This window comes from Pedobacter sp. AJM, from assembly GCF_002197755.1.
Lineage (GTDB): Bacteria > Bacteroidota > Bacteroidia > Sphingobacteriales > Sphingobacteriaceae > Pedobacter.
In genome coordinates, this window is the sequence record NZ_NHOT01000001.1 from 311,084 (window position 1) to 327,613 (window position 16,530).

The window sequence follows — 16,530 nt, forward strand, 5'->3', positions numbered from 1 at the left end:
AAAGCTGAAGGATCAACTGTTTAAGGCTAGGGCTGAAATGACAATTTTACATTGAAAGTGTATTGCAAAAGGTTACTTTCTAATTCATTTTTAATCCTGCAGAAAAACAATCAAAAGTTAGAGATGAATTCTTTTAAATCAGTTCGTTTTGAAGTATAAATGCTTTTGCATGAACAAAGCTGAGGAATAATTCATCGGCTATTTTAAGTTTAAGATGCGCCCTTACATTATTTTGAATGGCGTAACAGGTAATCCCGGCGGCCTTTGCTGATTTAACACCATTTACCGTATCTTCAAAAACCAGGCATTCATCTTGCTGTAAACCAAGCCGTTCTACACACACATTATAACTTTCGGGATCTGGTTTGCTTTTGCTGACATCCGTCCTGGTAATAAACAATTTGAAATATTTTGCCAGGCCGTTGCGTTCGAAAACAGCTTCTACATCTACCCTGGGGCTTGCCGTTACCACTGCGAGTGTAAGTCCTTTCTCATAAAAATATTGAACAAACTCCAGGGCAAAAGGCATAAGACTGATGTCTTTCGTTTTAAATCCTTCGTAGGTAAGGTGCTCCCGTCTAGCAATGAAATCTGTTAAATCGGCATCAATTTTATACCGCTCTATTAAGGTCTTCGCATTTTGAGGCAAAGGAATCCCGGCGTAATTGGTTAGCCAGTCTTTAAGTTCAAGCGTTACACCATAAGGAAGCAAAAACTCATTCCAGCAATTGAAATGAAACTTTTCAGAATCAATCAAAGTCCCATCTAAATCAAACAACAATGCTTTTATTTTACTCATTTTATTTTTATTAACTAATTCCCTTATCGTTAAGAGGCTACAATAGAGAGGTCATTTTTGCGAGGAGGAACGAGGAAGCAATCACCAATGGAGATTTCTTTTCTACTCCCAACTTTCAGGTTACGGCATCACTTCAAACAGGAAAAACTGCTGAACCTGTGTTTTGCTGAAATTATTATCCACACAAAAAATCAGGCTTTGATGCCCGTTTGGTAACTTAGGTCCAAATGTTACGCCTTCAATATTATCAATATGCATCTTTAAGGTATCAAAATCAAAAAGCAATTTCTTGGCTAAAGGTTTTGGTGGAAATTTTATAAAGGATGGATTATGGATCACATTTTCTGCCTGACTCAAATCAACCAGGTAAAGCTTAACAAAGGAATGATCATCACGCCCTTTCGCCCAGGCCCGCTCCATGACCATTAAAGTATGATCGTTTACAGCTAAAATTTCTGAGATACCGTTGATATTCCAATCGCTTTCTACCGTAGGTTTTATGGGCAATGCATCAAGATTATAGGCATATTGAGCTGTATTTCTTTTACTTTTAACATCGAATTTAAGTATTCTGGTCAGCGCTTTATCATATCCAAAATGGGATTGTTCCCCATCCTGGTAAAGTGGTTCTTCCAAACTGGCATATAAAGTTTTATAATGATCAGCATAGGTTAAGCCTTCGAAAAAAGCATTTTTCCGCACACCATAGTCCTGCTTGCTGATGTGAAAACCAGGCGGCAAAGGCACGGTATCTAAAAATTTTCCAGCGATAGAAATGAATGTCAGTGCAGGCTGAACAAGCGTTGTATCCGTTTTACGGAATAATCTTTCGCCCTCATTACTCCAAACCAACGTATTTTTCAAAGGGTAGTAACGAAGGGATTCTCCATCAGCCTTAATGTTTTTGCCATATTGATATTTTGGATAGGGTGCTCCAGCTTCCCGAAGAATGAAAGTAACATCCGTAAATTTAATGGTGTCTATTTTATGGTTTCGAATGTCAATCTTTGCCGTGTAAATCCTCGCGGGACTAAACTGAGAGGGGTCATCGCTGATGAGGTAATACTGATTGTTTTTCACATCGTAATCTATTCCTGATAAACCGCCAATAATGGTATTTTTGAAAGTATCATTGAGCGGTAAAATGTATTCATTCAGAAATTTGATGGATGAAACTGACTGAATTTGCGAATCACGAGATAAAGTTCTGCTTGCCGTACAGGCAGATAGCACAGTGATAAGAGCAAGGGATAAAATGAAAAATCTTGGTAATAATATTTTCAAATCAGCATAAGTTTTGCGTAAAAGTATAGAAAAGGAGTTAATAAATTTCATCAGCAATGCAATTATGAAATACCTTTTACTTTTCAGACAGTAGCAATGGCAAAAAACAAAGCCGCTTCAATTCAGATTGAAACGGCTTTATAAAATATATTTCCCTTAAAACAACTTGCCAATTACCCGGTACGTGATGTGATTTCCATCCACAACTTCTTCGTAATAAATATCATCAGGAGAAACAAAGTATTTTTCGTTTTTAATGGTGACTTCCCGGCAACCTTCAGGGAGCTGATCAATAATATCGCCAATCTGATGCGAATCCACCGTACCATTTGGGGTGTTCAATACGCCATCTTTACCAGCTACGATATAAACTGTCTTACCATCAGCATTTTGCGACTGAGTGTAATAAACTCCTTTATATTCATAATAATCAACACCATTAATGGTTACCCGTTTCGCCTCTTCAGGTAAATTCGGAACTTCTGCACCTACCGGTGGAACCACTACCTCGTATTGGTTATTATTTTGCTGATAAAATAATCCGCCTGAATAATAAAACTGGCTTGCGCCGAAGTAAAATGGATAATAACCAAGCGGCAATACGCCTATCCTAAAACCTATAAATGGCCTGTAGTAATTATAGTAACTGAAATAAGGACGATAGTATGGTCTTCCGTAAGCATAATGGTAGCCAAAACCAGGTCTGTAGCCCCGATACCCAAAACCGCCTCTATAAACAGACCTGTTATATACATAGGTAGTGCGGTTTGATCTGATGCTTGTATTATTAACACGTGGCGAAAATGTCCCCCTGCCTGGCATAGCTGATTGTCTTGAAAATGAACCACCGCCTCTTGAGCCAGAAAACCCGCCCGATCTGCCGCCGCCGTGAAAGCCTCCACCGCCCCTTCCTGGTCTTTGGGCAGAAACATTTTCAGTACTTAACATGGCCATCATCGCTGCTACAGCCATGATTACAAAACCTTTATTTAACAACCTTTTCATCTCTAATTGATTCAATTGTGTATATGACGATGAAACTGATCAAAAGATTATTTACATCCTTATTTTAACTAAATTTTGATAAAGTGATGACGAATGCCCTTTTTTCCAATATTAACAAACTATTTACCGGATGTTTTTTCTAATCAATTCCTAATCTTCTATATTTAAATTTTATTCCTAAAAAACACTTAAATGAACTTTCCCAGATTTTTATGCCTCTTATTTTTTCTATGTATTGCTAACAACTTACTGGCCCAGAGCGATTCTGCCTATGTTAGAGAAAACTACACTAAAATAGAGCGGCAAATTCCAATGCGGGATGGAGTTAAACTTTTTACTTCCATCTATATCCCTAAAAATCAAAGCAAAAAATATCCCTTTCTGATTAACAGAACACCCTATACGGTTGCGCCTTATGGCGCAAATCAATATAAACTGAGTTTGGGCAATTTTCCGGCCATGATGCGGGAAGGATTTATCTTTGTTTATCAGGATGTTCGCGGGCGATGGATGAGTGAAGGCACTTTTGCTGATATCCGTCCGCAAACCACCAGAAAAGGGAAAAAAGATATTGATGAAAGCACCGATACTTACGACACCATTGACTGGTTGATAAAAAATGTAAAAGGCAATAACGGCAATGCCGGCATTTATGGCATTTCTTACCCCGGGTTTTATTCTACAGCCGCATTACCAAATGCACATCCCGCACTAAAGGCGGTATCACCACAGGCACCGGTAACCGATTGGTTTATGGGTGATGATTTTCACCACCGCGGCACCTTATTTTTAATGGATGCTTTCAGCTTTATGAGCGGTTTCGGAGTGCCTCGTCCGCAACCCATCACACCGGATAAAGGCCCGAAAGGATTTAAATTTCCCATTCAGGATAATTACCGCTTTTACCTGGAAGCCGGCTCAGTTAAAAACCTGAAGGATAAATATTTTGCAGATAGCATCGTCTTCTGGAATGACCTCTTTAAACATCCCAATCTGGATACCTTCTGGAAAGCAAGATTAATTACACCGCATTTAACAAAAGTAAAACCTGCGGTAATGGTGGTTGGTGGTTTCTTTGATGCGGAAGATGCCTACGGAACCTTCGCCACTTATAAAGCCATTGAAAAACAAAATCCTGGAGCCAATAATATTCTGGTTGCAGGCCCCTGGTATCATGGAGGCTGGGTGCGTAGCGATGGTTCCTCTTTAGGAGATATTTCATTTGGAAAAAAGACCAGTATGGATTATCAGCAACAATACGAATTACCATTTTTTAAACACTATTTAAAAGGAGAAGGCAACTTCCATCCTGCTGAGGCTAATATTTTTGTAACCGGTTCAAATGAATGGAAAAAATTTGCAAGCTGGCCGCCAAAAGATACAGAGAACAAGAATCTTTATTTACAACCCAATGGAAAACTGAGCTTTGAAAAAGTAGGCAGAACCGATAGCTGGGATGAATATTTAAGCGATCCAAATCATCCTGTGCCCTATCAGGATGGCATTCAGGCGAGACGTACAAGAGAATATATGATCGACGATCAGCGTTTTGCAGCCCGCAGACCGGATGTTAAAACTTATCAAACTGATGAACTTACGGAAGATATCACCATTACAGGCCCCGTTCTGGCCAACCTCGTGGTTTCCACTACCGGAACTGATGCTGATTATGTCGTAAAATTGATTGATGTTTATCCGGAAGATTCACCAAACCCTGAACCAAACCCTAAAAACTTAATCATGGGTGGATATGAAATGTTGGTACGAGGTGAAATTATGCGGGGGAAATACCGCAATAGTTTTGAAAAGCCTGAGCCTTTTACACCGGATGCCATTACCAAGGTGAATTATCCCCTGCCGGATGTGGCACATACTTTTAAAAAAGGACATAAAATCATGATTCAGATCCAGAATTCCTGGTTTCCATTGGCAGATCGCAATCCGCAGAAATTCATGGATATTTATCAGGCTGAACCAGCCGATTTTCAAAAGGCCACACACCGGATTTATCACGACGTACACAATAGTTCATTTATTACCGTTTCAGTATTAAAATAAACACATGAAATACTTTAAGTTCATCCTATTGCTTCTTTTCACATCAACAGCCTTTGCGCAGGGAGATGCGAACTATGCCAAAACCCATTACACGAAGAAAGAAGTATACATTCCTATGCGGGATGGCACAAAACTCTTTACTGCAATCTATACCCCAAAAGATGCTGGTACTGGCAAAAAGTATCCGATGATTATGCAACGCACTTGTTACAGCGTTGCGCCCTATGGAGAAGATCAAATTCCTGCCCGTTTAGGTCCTTCTGATTTGATGATGAAAGATGGTTATATTGTGGTGATGCAGGATGTTCGCGGTAGGTGGAAAAGTGAAGGCACCTGGACCAACATGACACCCGTAATTGATCACAAAAAAACCAAAAAAGATGTGGATGAGGGATCAGACACTTATGACACCATCGATTGGCTAGTTAAAAATGTAGCTTACAATAATGGTAAGGTGGGTCAATGGGGAATCTCCTATCCCGGATTTTATACTGCCGCCGGAATTTTAAGCAATCACCCGGCATTAAAAGCATCTTCGCCGCAAGCGCCAATTTCAGATTTCTTCTTCGACGATTTCCACCATAATGGTGCTTTCCTGCAGAGCTATTTTTCTACCTTTCCTTTGTTTGGTGTACAGAAAAAAGATACCACTTCCAGACCCTGGTACAATAGTCAAATGATTAACCCGAAAACCAAAGATGGTTATCAGTTTGCTTTAGATTTAGGCCCGTTAACAAATGCAGATCAATATTATAAAGACAATTTTTTCTGGCAGGAAACCGTAAACCATCCAAATTATGATGAGTTCTGGCAGAAACGGGGTTTACTCAAGCATTACAGCACCATCAAACCGGCAGTGATGGTGGTAGGTGGCTGGTATGACGCAGAAGATTTATCCGGCCCGCTAAACATTTATAAAAGCATTGAGAAGAAAAACCCAAATGCCTACAACACCATCGTAATGGGTCCCTTTGGTCATGGCCGATGGAGCCGCGAAACAGGCCATACCATGCACAGCAATGTGTACTTTGGAGATAGCATTGCGACCTTCTATCAAAAGGAAATTGAGTTGAAATTCTTTAACCACTTCCTCAAAGGGAATGGAGATAAAAATGCTGGTTTGCCGGAAGCTTATATGTTTGATACCGGCAAAAAAGAGTGGCAAACCTTTACAAAATGGCCAGCTGAAAAAGCGACCAAACAAAAATTATACTTAGGTGCTGATGGTAAACTCAGCCTGACTGCGCCAGCTAAAGCAGGATCTGTAGACTATATTAGTGACCCTGCGAAACCCGTTCCTTATACCGAAGATTTAACCACCACACTAGGCTTCACCCCTCATAATTATATGAGTGAAGATCAACGTTTTGCTGGTCGCAGACCTGATGTACTGGTTTTTCAGACGGATATTCTTGAAAATGACATCACGCTTGGCGGAGAAATCATGTCCCACCTCAAAATTGCCACCACCGGAACAGATGCTGATTTTATGGTGAAACTGATTGATGTTTATCCTGCTGATGAACCGAACAATCCGTATATGCCCAATAAAAACATCATTTTAAGTAACTATTGGCAAATGGTTCGTTCGGAGATTATGCCCGCCCGTTTCCGCAATAGTTTTGAAAAACCGGAAGCCTTGGTTTCGAATCAAAAAACGGATGTGAATTTCCGCTTGCAGGACGTGTTGCACACTTTCAAAAAGGGACACCGGTTGATGATCCAGGTGCAGAGTACAGCTTTTCCTTTATTTGCCCGTAACCCGCAAAGGTTTGTTGAAAACCCTTATAAAGCTACAGCAGCTGATTATATTAAAGCTACTCAAACGATTTTTAATGATAGTTTTGTAGAGGTTGATGTGATAAAATGATTGGACTAAATTAACCAATTCCAAGCTCTATTCGAAAAATAAGGAGGAAGCGACCTAACAGCTTAGCAAGTAATAGAGATGATATATAATAAGCAACTGAATAAAAGCACAACATAAAGTAAAAGCACGACCTAACTCCCTCTAAATTTAGAGATGGTCAGGGGTGGCAAATAAAACACAGATGAAAAAACTATTTATCCTTTTTGCGCTGGCACTTTGTCTAGGTAATGCAAATGCCCAAATGCTGGGGAAAAACCAGGTAAACGCCCGTGCAGATACCCTTCGCGGAACACTCACCCCTTTACGTACCTGCTATGATATCAATTACTACCATTTGGATGTTAAAATCGATATTGATCAAAAATCTGTGGCCGGAAGTAATGAATTTGCCTTTACAGCCACCCAGGATTTTACCAAACTCCAATTCGATCTTTTCTCGAATTTAAAGGTTGAAAAAGTGCTTTATAAAGGAAAGGAAATGCCGTTTACCCGTGAATACAATGCCGTTTTTGTAACCTTCCCGAAGGCCGTTAAGAAAGGCAGTAAAGATAGGTTTACCGTATTTTATTCAGGAAATCCGGTAGTGGCGAAAAATGCCCCCTGGGATGGCGGTTTTATTTTCAAAAAAGATGCTGCTGGCCATCCATTTGTTTCAGTAGCCTGCCAGGGCCTGGGAGCGAGTGTATGGTGGCCAAATAAAGACCACCAGAGTGATGAGGTAGACAGCATGCTCATTAGCATCAACGTTCCTAAAACCTTACAGGAAATATCCAATGGAAGATTAAGAAATACTGTTGATCAGCCGGATGGCTACAAACAGTATAACTGGTTTGTGAGTAATCCCATCAACAATTATGATGTTACTTTTTATATAGGAAAATATGCCCATTGGAAGGATAATTATGCCGGTGAAAATGGAAATTTAAGCATCGATTACTGGGCTTTACAAGTGGATAGTGCCAAAGCCCGTCCGCATTGGGATGCAGATGTTAAACCTATGCTTAAATGCTTCGAGTATTGGTTTGGTCCCTATCCATGGTATAAAGATGGCTATAAATTGGTTCAGGCGCCACACTTAGGTATGGAACATCAAAGTGCCGTAGCTTACGGAAACCAGTTCAGAGAAGGCTATCTGGGTAGGGATTTAAGCGGAACCGGGCATGGCTTAAAATGGGATTTCATCACTATTCATGAAAGTGGCCACGAGTGGTTTGGAAATAACATCACTTCAAAAGACATTGCAGACATGTGGATTCATGAAGGTTTTACCAATTATTCCGAAACCCTTTTTACCGAATGCACAGACAGCAAAAAAGCAGGAAGTGAATATGTTATCGGAATCAGAGACGGGATTAAAAATGATATACCCATAATTGGCCCTTATGGCGTAAATAAAGAAGGTAGCGGAGACATGTACGCAAAAGGCGCAAACCTGATCCACACCATTCGCCAGTTGATCAATGATGACGAGAAATTCAGGCAAATTTTAAGAGGACTAAATAAAACTTTCTATCATAAAACGGTAACGACTGCCGATATTGAAAATGATATTGCCAAACAAAGCGGACTTAAACTAGACAAGGTTTTTGATCAGTATCTCCGCCACGCCAATATCCCGGTGTTAGCCTATAAAATTAATGATGGTGTTTTATCTTACCGGTGGATCACGGATGTAAAAGGCTTCGACATGCCCGTTAAGGTGACTTTAAAAGCGGGTGAATATACTTTAATTAAACCCACAAATGAATGGAAAACCATTAAAGTAGATCCAGGTATAACCACAGATAATTTTAAGAGCGATCCGCAGTTTTATATCAAGACCAGAAAAGATTAATTTAAAGCGCTTGTAGTGATGATTTTTTCTTTCATGAAATGGCAATGGTTGTGCAACTTTTTTATTTTTCTGCCGTCTTATAATAAAAACACAATCATTTTTTAATGATTGGCATTTAACAAACTAAAGATTTTAATCGATGAAAAAATTATTCACCATTTTATTTGCAGCACTTACTTTAACTATAAGTATCCATGCAATCGCAAAAGATCAGATCAATATTACGCCATCAACATACAGCAATGATGAACGGGACGTAGAAAACTTCAATGGCGTAGCCGCTGCCGGGCCAATTAATGTGGTAATTACATTAGGCAGCAAAGAAAGTTGCCGTTTAGATGGTGACGCAGAAGCCATTGCCTCCATTATCACTGAAGTAAAAGGAAATGTATTAATTATACGTCCAAAAAATAGTATTACCAGCTGGTCAAAAAAATATGAAGGAAAAAAGATTACAGCTTATGTTTCCGCCCGTGAACTTGCCAGCTTAACCATGAGTGGTTCCGGAAGCATGGTGGTAAACGGCAAAATCAGCACCGGTGATTTGACAACTACATTGAGTGGATCAGGTAGTATTAAAGCCAATGCAGATGTAGACAACTACAATGGCGTAATCAGTGGCTCTGGTTCATTAAATATTACTGGTAGCACAGATCGTGCTAAAATTGTGATCAGTAGTTCTGGTTCATTTGACGGAAAAAGCTTTTCATCCCAAACCTTATCTGCTACAATCAGTGGTTCAGGAACTGTGAATATTAAAACTGATCAATCCATCAGGGCTGTTATCAGCGGATCAGGAAGCGTAAATTATTCCGGAAATGCCACTGTTGATAAGACCATCATCGGATCTGGAAGGGTGAGAAAAATATAACCATAAATATGTAAATGAAAAATGCTTGTAAGAAATTACAGGCATTTTTTGCTTTAATTATTATTTCAATCCCTGGTTAGAGAACTTTTCTATATTTTAATCGAAGAATTTTCCGCTATGTTCATAGAAACCATCAAGCTACTTTTCGAAAGAGACCTTAACGGACTTAAAATCGAAATTGAATCCTATAAGGATGAATCTAAAATTTGGCTGGTAGCGCCAAACATTGCTAATGCTGCAGGTAACCTATGCCTTCACTTAATAGGAAACCTCAATACATACATCGGTGCAACATTAGGCGGCACCAACTATGTTAGAAACCGCGAACTTGAATTTTCTTTAAAAAATATTCCGCAAAAAGAACTTATAAAAAAAATTGAAGAAACAATAACTGTGGTTAACGAATCATTAAACAGCATTACGCAGGAAGAAATTGAAGCCGAATATCCAATATTGGTATTAGCGGAAAAAACATCGTTGATGTTTTTTCTGGCTCACTTGACTACACATTTAAGCTACCACTTAGGACAAATAAACTATCACAGAAGGTTATTAGGTTCTGATTAATTTGAAAAGATAAATTAATCAAAACATCCAATTGAATTTCTATAAAGAGTAGTTATTAGAATTGAGCCCCAAGCAACCACATATTTTCAATGTAATTAATCTTCTGGCTAGCTTTATCATACTCATCCCAGCCAGTAGTGTGAATCTGAGTTAAATTGGTGGCACCAAACTTCGTTGTATTTTGAAGATATATGTGTTTCCAGATATAAAACTTCAATCCTACCTTGGCAGACACGCCATAGCCAGAAATATTCCAATGGTTATTTCTCCCTAGGCCAAATAAACGAACATCCGATCGGGGAATCATTAATCCACCACCTAAACCGGTTTCTAATGTTAAAGAGGTATTACCGGCAGGCGCTACCCAGATATCATCATAGCGCTCCACTTCAATATTGGCATAATTAAATCCATCAGTATGCTCATACGTTAACATGCTTTCCTTCACATTGATCTGCTGTCCGTTATAATCTCCTGCCAAAACACCCGTTGCTACATTTTCAGGCGTGATATTGGCACCGATATGACCCGTTATGGCAACTGTCTGAGGAATATCCATCACATATTTCATGTGATCCCAGCCAATAGAAATACTGTAATTATCTTTAATGAAATAGCCCACGCGAATGTTATATTGCGGAACGGTTACCAAGCCCGGGTTTAACCAATCCCAGCTTAATTTCGATTGCCTGTCATGCGCCACTACATCTTTCAGCGTAAAATCATAGTTTGGTCCGGTAAACCTGATATCACTCTTATCATACCAGGAATGATTGTATCCCCAATGAACATAAAAATCGCCTTTACGGGAAAAATTCCTTTTATGTTCAGGGTTAAAAATGCTTTTAGAACTTGGAGTATTGGGGTTCGGGGAGTCTTGGTTTTCCTGCGCCTGCATCCGCCTTGCAAACAAAAGCGCAATAACCAATATAAAATATTTATTCACGCAGCAAATTGAGCAAAAAGGAAATCAATTTACAATAATTTTAACATATCGATACCGCTAATACATAAAAAATGACTTTAAGATATTAAAACGTAATTAGAATCTGGTATATACCGCCAGTTGGATAATATTATTGTTAGTATGATTGTTTATGTTTTTCACCGACTGATTCATATATCCCACTTCAAGATCTATCTTTTTCGAAAACCGGTATCCTGCAGCTAAATAAAGCCTGTTCTGATCAAAAACACTATTGTTGAGCTTATCTTTATTTTGAAAGTTCAAAAAAACTTCGTTTTGTAAAGCTACAAATGCTCCCCTGGTAAAGGTGGGCTCAGTTTTTTTTAAGGGCTGAATAAGTCTAAAAAAATAACGGAAACGCTGTGCAAATACATCATCATTTGTGCGTTCTATAAAACGCTGCTCTACCCTGAACCGGTGGCTGGCATATATAGATTTTAATTTGTGGTTAAAAATATATTGTTCAAAAATGCGGTGTTCATGTAAGAAATTATTTGAAGTTCCATCAAGCCGATTTTGAGTTGTCTGCCATAAATAACCTAGTGCCACATTACTCTTATCATTAATAAAATATTGTATTGCAGGCCTTACCAGTGTATTTCTTACATTACTCCAATCATCTGCCGAGCGCAACTGAAGGTCGAACTGTAAACCCCACTTATCATTAAACTTTGTATTGTTTAAAAACATGAACCAACCTGTGTTCTGATGCTGCGTTTGTGCCAAAAGTTTTCCATTTAGCATAAAGAGTAGAAAGGAAAATAATAAAACGTTTCTCATGAATGATAAATGTGCATAGTAATGACCTAATAAAAGATGTAAAGCTAAGGAGTTTACCTTAAATTAATTTAACTAAAATTTCGAACTTGTTTTGGGCCAATACAATTGCTTTATTTGAATTTCATTTAATGTTACGCAATTAAAAATTTATCTTCGTTGAAGAATTAGGATATCGATATTAGCATAATTCCTGAGATTGATCCTTTTTTTAAGCATTACAAAACGTAAAATAAGAACAAAATGATTATTGAACCGAGAATGAGGGGCTTTATCTGTTTAACTGCACACCCGGAAGGTTGCGCACAAAACGTAAAGAACCAAATTGAATATGTAAAATCTAAAGGGGCCATTAACGGTCCTAAAAAAGTACTGGTTATTGGTGCATCCACAGGTTTTGGCCTGGCATCTCGCATTGCTGCGGCCTATGGTTCTGATGCTTCAACAATTGGGGTATTTTTTGAAAAGGCACCATCTGCAGGCAAAACAGCTTCACCTGGCTGGTATAATACTGCAGCATTTGAAAAAGAGGCACATGCCGCCGGCTTATATGCCAAAAGCATTAATGGTGATGCTTTTTCTAAAGAGATTAAACAAATAACGATCGACTTGATCAAAGCTGATTTAGGGCAGGTTGATTTAGTAATCTATAGCCTGGCTTCTCCGGTAAGAAAACACCCGGATACAGAAGTAGTGCACCGCTCGACATTAAAACCTATTGGAAGCACATATACCAACAAAACAGTTGATTTCCATACCGGTAATGTAACTGATATCTCTATTGAACCAGCAACGGAAGACGATATCGCAAATACCGTAGCGGTAATGGGTGGAGAAGATTGGGCCATGTGGATTGATGCTTTAAAAGCAGAAAACCTATTGGCTGAAGGTGCTACCACGGTTGCTTATTCATACATCGGCCCTGCTTTAACCGAGCCGGTTTATCGTAAAGGAACCATTGGCAGGGCTAAAGATGATTTAGAGGCCACTGCATTTAAAATTGGTGATAAATTAAAAGATATTAACGGAAAAGCATTCGTTTCTGTAAATAAAGCTTTGGTTACACAAGCCAGCTCTGCGATTCCGGTTATTCCATTATACATCTCTTTGCTGTATAAAATCATGAAAGAAGAAGGTATTCATGAGGGAACAATAGCGCAAATTCAACGCCTTTATGCCGAAAGATTATATACCGGTGCCGATATTCCTGTGGATGAAAAAGGCAGAATCAGAATTGATGATTTAGAAATGCGTGAAGATGTACAGGCTAAAGTTGCACAACTCTGGGAAGAAGCCACAACTGAAACTTTACCAGCAATAGGCGATTTACCGGGTTACCGTTCTGATTTCCTAAGCCTTTTTGGTTTTGAAGTTGATCAGGTTGATTATCAGAAAGACACCAATGAAATGGTAGAAATAGAAGGTCTGGCCAACTAATATTTTTTGCGATCATTTTTATAAGGGTTGCCGAAAGCATCAATCCTTTAAAGAAGAAAAGCATGATCCAACAATATTAATTACAGGAACGGCTGGCATTTGCCGGCCGTTTTCGATCTGGAAAAAAAATGAATTTCGATTTACAACCCACATTACAAGATCCTTTAATAAAAGTTGTTCCATTAAAGGAAAGTGATTTTGAAAATCTTTATGCAGTAGCTGCTGACCCACTAATATGGGAACAGCATCCCAATAAAGACCGCTACAAAAGAGAAGTGTTCGAAGTTTTTTTCAAGGGGGCAATGGATTCAAAAGGAGCATTTATCATTTATGATCAGGCTACTGGTGAAGTGGTAGGCAGCTCAAGATATTATGAATGGAATGAAGAAGAAAAATCCATTGCAATTGGTTACACTTTTATAGGTCGTAAGTTTTGGGGTAAAGGTTATAACACTGCGCTGAAAAAATTGATGTTCAATTATGCTTTTCAGTTTACAGACCAGATTATTCTGTATATTGGTGCAACTAATTTTCGCTCACAAAAGGCAATAGAAAAATTAGGAGCAATAAAAACGACCGAGATTGAGGTTGCCTATTATGGCGAACCTGTAAAATGGAACTTTCTTTATCAAATTAATAAAATAGCATGGAATAGCAGATAGCTGTTCTTCACCTAGGGCTGAACACAATGCTTTTACATACTATGCATAAGTTAATAAAGCACTCCTATTGAATGTTTTATGACAACAAAAATCAAACAACAATCCGTTATCTGTGTTCATGTTGATATGAATAAAATCGTATTTCTGATTTAGTATTCTTATATTTGTATCAATCTCAATTCCACTCACCTTTTTAAAAAAACAAAACAATTATATATTTATGGCTAAATCTCAGGCGACATACAGTAAAAAAGAGAACGAAAAAAAACGATTAAAGAAACAAAAAGACAAACAAGAGAAAAAAGAAGAGCGTCAGTCTAACGCTAAAAAAGGTTTGGCACTTGAAGACATGATGGCTTACGTTGATGAAAACGGAAACATTTCTTCTACTCCACCAGATCCGAAAAAGAAAAAAGTATTTAACATTGAGGATGTTCAGATCGGTATCACCAGACAGGAAGATATTATCGACGAAAATCCGGTTAAAAAAGGTACTGTTACTTTCTTTAATGACAGTAAAGGTTACGGCTTTATAAAAAACACCGAAACTCAGGATAGTATTTTCGTACATGCAAATGGCTTGGTTACTCAAATCAAAGAGGGTGATAAAGTTACTTTTGAAGTAGAAATGGGTCAAAAAGGTCCGACAGCTGTTAAGGTATCTAAAGTTTAATCGTTATTAAACGCTCCATATTGCTTTCTCAAAAACAGCAATAAGATAAAAAATATGCAGATCAAATTCTGCTGCGCCAGGTTTTATAAACATTTATATTTCCGTCTATTTAAGCATAAAACCTAGCGCATTTTTTTTCATTTCAATCAAAAAAATCATTTTTCTTCCCTTCATCTAAAATAAACGAGGCAACGTTGCTTTGTTGAGTTTGCTTTTGCGGATGAATAACTTTATTTACAGATTTATTCACAACTATTTCATCGCATTCAGGATATGTAAGCAATTATCCAGATTTATTTTTCTAACTTCAATTTAAGTATTTACGGTTTGTGATCTAATATTGCCTAGACAGGCATATTCTATAACTAACTTATGAAGAAGCCATTGTTATAAACAAACATACATTTAAGGCAAACGATAAACATCAGTTTTAATCTTTACTTTTCCTTTATTTAAAAATTTTTATAATCCCGGTGTGGAATTTGCTGTTTGCTTACATCATTACTGCACACACATAGAAAATAGAATTATGAAAAAGTTAATAGCAATTGCACTAGTTGCATTTTTAGGATTATCCACCGCCATGGCTCAACAAGCAGATTTACGCAGAAAAATCAGTGTGAGCGGTAACGCAGAAACTGAAGTAACCCCCGACATCATTTACATCGGTATTTCTTTAAAGGAATATTTAAACGGGAAGAAAAAGGTAGAAATCACTGAACTGGAAAATAAGCTTTATGCCGCTGTACAGAAAGCCGGAATCGCCAAAGAAAATTTAACCGTGAGCAATTTAAGCAGCTGGAACGATCAGACATCAAAGAAAAAAAATCCTGATTTTCTGGCCAGTAAACAGTACCGTTTAAAAGTGAGCGATTTAAATAAATTTAATGCCATCCTTGATGAACTGGATCCTAAAGGCGTTGCGAATACCAACATCGAGAATTATTCTTACTCTAAAATTGAAAGCCTGAAAAAAGACCTCAAAATTAAAGCACTATTATCTGCCAAAGAAAAGGCAACTTATATGGTAGAGGCATTAAATGGTAAGTTGGGCAGTGTCATTGAAATTCAGGATGGTGGCGATAATATTATTCAGCCCGTGTACAGAAATTTCATGGCTCAATCTGCAATGGCTGAAACTTCTGCAGATACCGCTCCGGAAATCGACTTCAAGAAAATCAAACTAAACTTCACCGTTAATGTGGTTTTTGAAATTAAGTAATACGTGATAATAATTTAACATTGACTTAAAACCTATCAGAACATTTTGATAGGTTTTTTGTTTAGTAGTCATCGAACACTAAAAAAAATAAAATTATGAAAAAATTCATTTACACTTTAGCTCTGATTTTCACTTTGGGTATCAGTTTCAATTCAGTACAGGCTGCTGATAAACCTGCAAAAAATCCTACCGAATTAACGGCCGAGCAGACGTTAAAATTAGAGAAAATTAAAACCCGTGTGGAAGAAATCAGAGACATGGACAAATCTAACTTAACGAGAGCAGAGCGTAAAGCTTTACGCAGCGAATTAAGAGAATTGAAAGGTCAGGCACGTGCGGTATCAGGTGGTGTTTATCTTTCTGTTGGTGCAATTATCATCATCATCTTATTATTGATCCTGATTTTATAATTAAAATAACATCTACCTATAAAAAACAAAAAGCTTTGCATTGCTGCAAAGCTTTTTGTTTTTACAATATCGTCGGCTGAAAAAGCCTTCTCCG

Annotated in this window: 15 protein-coding genes; 10 read left to right on the plus strand and 5 right to left on the minus strand. The window is 38.0% G+C overall.

From position 1 onward, the window contains the following. Nucleotides 1-133: 133 nt before the first annotated feature. From CBW18_RS01225 to CBW18_RS01235, 3 genes are all read right to left on the minus strand, one after another. Nucleotides 134-799, minus strand: coding sequence for an HAD family phosphatase (locus CBW18_RS01225; protein WP_088299438.1), 666 nt, complete (start codon nt 797-799; stop codon nt 134-136). Nucleotides 800-919: 120 nt separating this feature from the next. Then, a complete protein-coding gene (locus CBW18_RS01230; protein ID WP_088299439.1) occupies nt 920-2,134 on the minus strand; it encodes an esterase-like activity of phytase family protein in 1,215 nt (404 codons plus the stop codon). Nucleotides 2,135-2,239: 105 nt separating this feature from the next. Beyond that, nucleotides 2,240-3,088: a DUF6515 family protein gene (locus CBW18_RS01235; protein ID WP_088299440.1), complete on the minus strand. Its 849-nt coding sequence runs from the start codon at nt 3,086-3,088 to the stop codon at nt 2,240-2,242. Between the two features lie 192 nt (nt 3,089-3,280). Between CBW18_RS01235 and CBW18_RS01240 the strand changes: the two genes are divergently transcribed. The 5 genes from CBW18_RS01240 to CBW18_RS01260 all read left to right on the plus strand — a co-directional run bounded on the left by CBW18_RS01240 (nt 3,281) and on the right by CBW18_RS01260 (nt 10,288). Further along, nucleotides 3,281-5,146, plus strand: coding sequence for a CocE/NonD family hydrolase (locus tag CBW18_RS01240; RefSeq protein WP_088299441.1), 1,866 nt, complete (start codon nt 3,281-3,283; stop codon nt 5,144-5,146). Between the two features lie 4 nt (nt 5,147-5,150). Further along, nucleotides 5,151-7,016, plus strand: a complete 1,866-nt coding sequence (locus CBW18_RS01245; RefSeq protein WP_088299442.1) for a CocE/NonD family hydrolase — start codon at nt 5,151-5,153, stop codon at nt 7,014-7,016. Between the two features lie 181 nt (nt 7,017-7,197). Beyond that, complete coding sequence (locus tag CBW18_RS01250) at nt 7,198-8,850, plus strand: M1 family metallopeptidase (RefSeq protein WP_088299443.1); 1,653 nt, start codon at nt 7,198-7,200, stop codon at nt 8,848-8,850. 139 nt (nt 8,851-8,989) lie between these two features. Continuing rightward, the gene (locus CBW18_RS01255; RefSeq protein ID WP_088299444.1) at nt 8,990-9,721 is read left to right on the plus strand and encodes a head GIN domain-containing protein; all 732 of its coding nucleotides are present in this window, start codon (nt 8,990-8,992) and stop codon (nt 9,719-9,721) included. A gap of 117 nt (nt 9,722-9,838) precedes the next feature. After that, entirely contained in the window at nt 9,839-10,288 is a 450-nt protein-coding gene (locus CBW18_RS01260; RefSeq protein WP_088299445.1) for a DUF1572 family protein, read from the plus strand. A 55-nt stretch (nt 10,289-10,343) separates the two neighbouring features. Here CBW18_RS01260 and CBW18_RS01265 read toward each other — a convergent pair whose 3' ends face one another. Together CBW18_RS01265 and CBW18_RS01270 are read right to left on the minus strand one after the other, a co-directional pair. Then, nucleotides 10,344-11,234, minus strand: a complete 891-nt coding sequence (locus CBW18_RS01265; protein ID WP_253248930.1) for a hypothetical protein — start codon at nt 11,232-11,234, stop codon at nt 10,344-10,346. A gap of 96 nt (nt 11,235-11,330) precedes the next feature. Further along, nucleotides 11,331-12,035: a DUF2490 domain-containing protein gene (locus CBW18_RS01270; protein WP_088299447.1), complete on the minus strand. Its 705-nt coding sequence runs from the start codon at nt 12,033-12,035 to the stop codon at nt 11,331-11,333. 240 nt (nt 12,036-12,275) lie between these two features. Between CBW18_RS01270 and fabV the strand changes: the two genes are divergently transcribed. From fabV to CBW18_RS01295, 5 genes are all read left to right on the plus strand, one after another. After that, nucleotides 12,276-13,469, plus strand: a complete 1,194-nt coding sequence (fabV, locus tag CBW18_RS01275) for an enoyl-ACP reductase FabV (RefSeq protein ID WP_088299448.1) — start codon at nt 12,276-12,278, stop codon at nt 13,467-13,469. 128 nt (nt 13,470-13,597) lie between these two features. Continuing rightward, nucleotides 13,598-14,131, plus strand: a complete 534-nt coding sequence (locus tag CBW18_RS01280) for a GNAT family N-acetyltransferase (protein WP_088299449.1) — start codon at nt 13,598-13,600, stop codon at nt 14,129-14,131. Between the two features lie 220 nt (nt 14,132-14,351). After that, nucleotides 14,352-14,804, plus strand: a complete 453-nt coding sequence (locus tag CBW18_RS01285) for a cold-shock protein (protein ID WP_088299450.1) — start codon at nt 14,352-14,354, stop codon at nt 14,802-14,804. 529 nt (nt 14,805-15,333) lie between these two features. Further along, nucleotides 15,334-16,026: an SIMPL domain-containing protein gene (locus CBW18_RS01290; protein ID WP_088299451.1), complete on the plus strand. Its 693-nt coding sequence runs from the start codon at nt 15,334-15,336 to the stop codon at nt 16,024-16,026. 95 nt (nt 16,027-16,121) lie between these two features. After that, nucleotides 16,122-16,436: a hypothetical protein gene (locus CBW18_RS01295; RefSeq protein WP_088299452.1), complete on the plus strand. Its 315-nt coding sequence runs from the start codon at nt 16,122-16,124 to the stop codon at nt 16,434-16,436. Nucleotides 16,437-16,530 lie beyond the last annotated feature (94 nt).

Coding starts and splice junctions, on each gene's coding strand:
- fabV (WP_088299448.1), top strand. CDS start 12,276: ATGATTATTGAACCGAGAATGAGGGGCTTTATCTGTTTAACTGCACAC.
- CBW18_RS01255 (WP_088299444.1), top strand. CDS start 8,990: ATGAAAAAATTATTCACCATTTTATTTGCAGCACTTACTTTAACTATA.
- CBW18_RS01285 (WP_088299450.1), top strand. CDS start 14,352: ATGGCTAAATCTCAGGCGACATACAGTAAAAAAGAGAACGAAAAAAAA.
- CBW18_RS01230 (WP_088299439.1), bottom strand. CDS start 2,134: ATGAAATTTATTAACTCCTTTTCTATACTTTTACGCAAAACTTATGCT.
- CBW18_RS01295 (WP_088299452.1), top strand. CDS start 16,122: ATGAAAAAATTCATTTACACTTTAGCTCTGATTTTCACTTTGGGTATC.
- CBW18_RS01225 (WP_088299438.1), bottom strand. CDS start 799: ATGAGTAAAATAAAAGCATTGTTGTTTGATTTAGATGGGACTTTGATT.
- CBW18_RS01280 (WP_088299449.1), top strand. CDS start 13,598: ATGAATTTCGATTTACAACCCACATTACAAGATCCTTTAATAAAAGTT.
- CBW18_RS01250 (WP_088299443.1), top strand. CDS start 7,198: ATGAAAAAACTATTTATCCTTTTTGCGCTGGCACTTTGTCTAGGTAAT.
- CBW18_RS01270 (WP_088299447.1), bottom strand. CDS start 12,035: ATGAGAAACGTTTTATTATTTTCCTTTCTACTCTTTATGCTAAATGGA.
- CBW18_RS01235 (WP_088299440.1), bottom strand. CDS start 3,088: ATGAAAAGGTTGTTAAATAAAGGTTTTGTAATCATGGCTGTAGCAGCG.
- CBW18_RS01240 (WP_088299441.1), top strand. CDS start 3,281: ATGAACTTTCCCAGATTTTTATGCCTCTTATTTTTTCTATGTATTGCT.
- CBW18_RS01245 (WP_088299442.1), top strand. CDS start 5,151: ATGAAATACTTTAAGTTCATCCTATTGCTTCTTTTCACATCAACAGCC.
- CBW18_RS01290 (WP_088299451.1), top strand. CDS start 15,334: ATGAAAAAGTTAATAGCAATTGCACTAGTTGCATTTTTAGGATTATCC.
- CBW18_RS01260 (WP_088299445.1), top strand. CDS start 9,839: ATGTTCATAGAAACCATCAAGCTACTTTTCGAAAGAGACCTTAACGGA.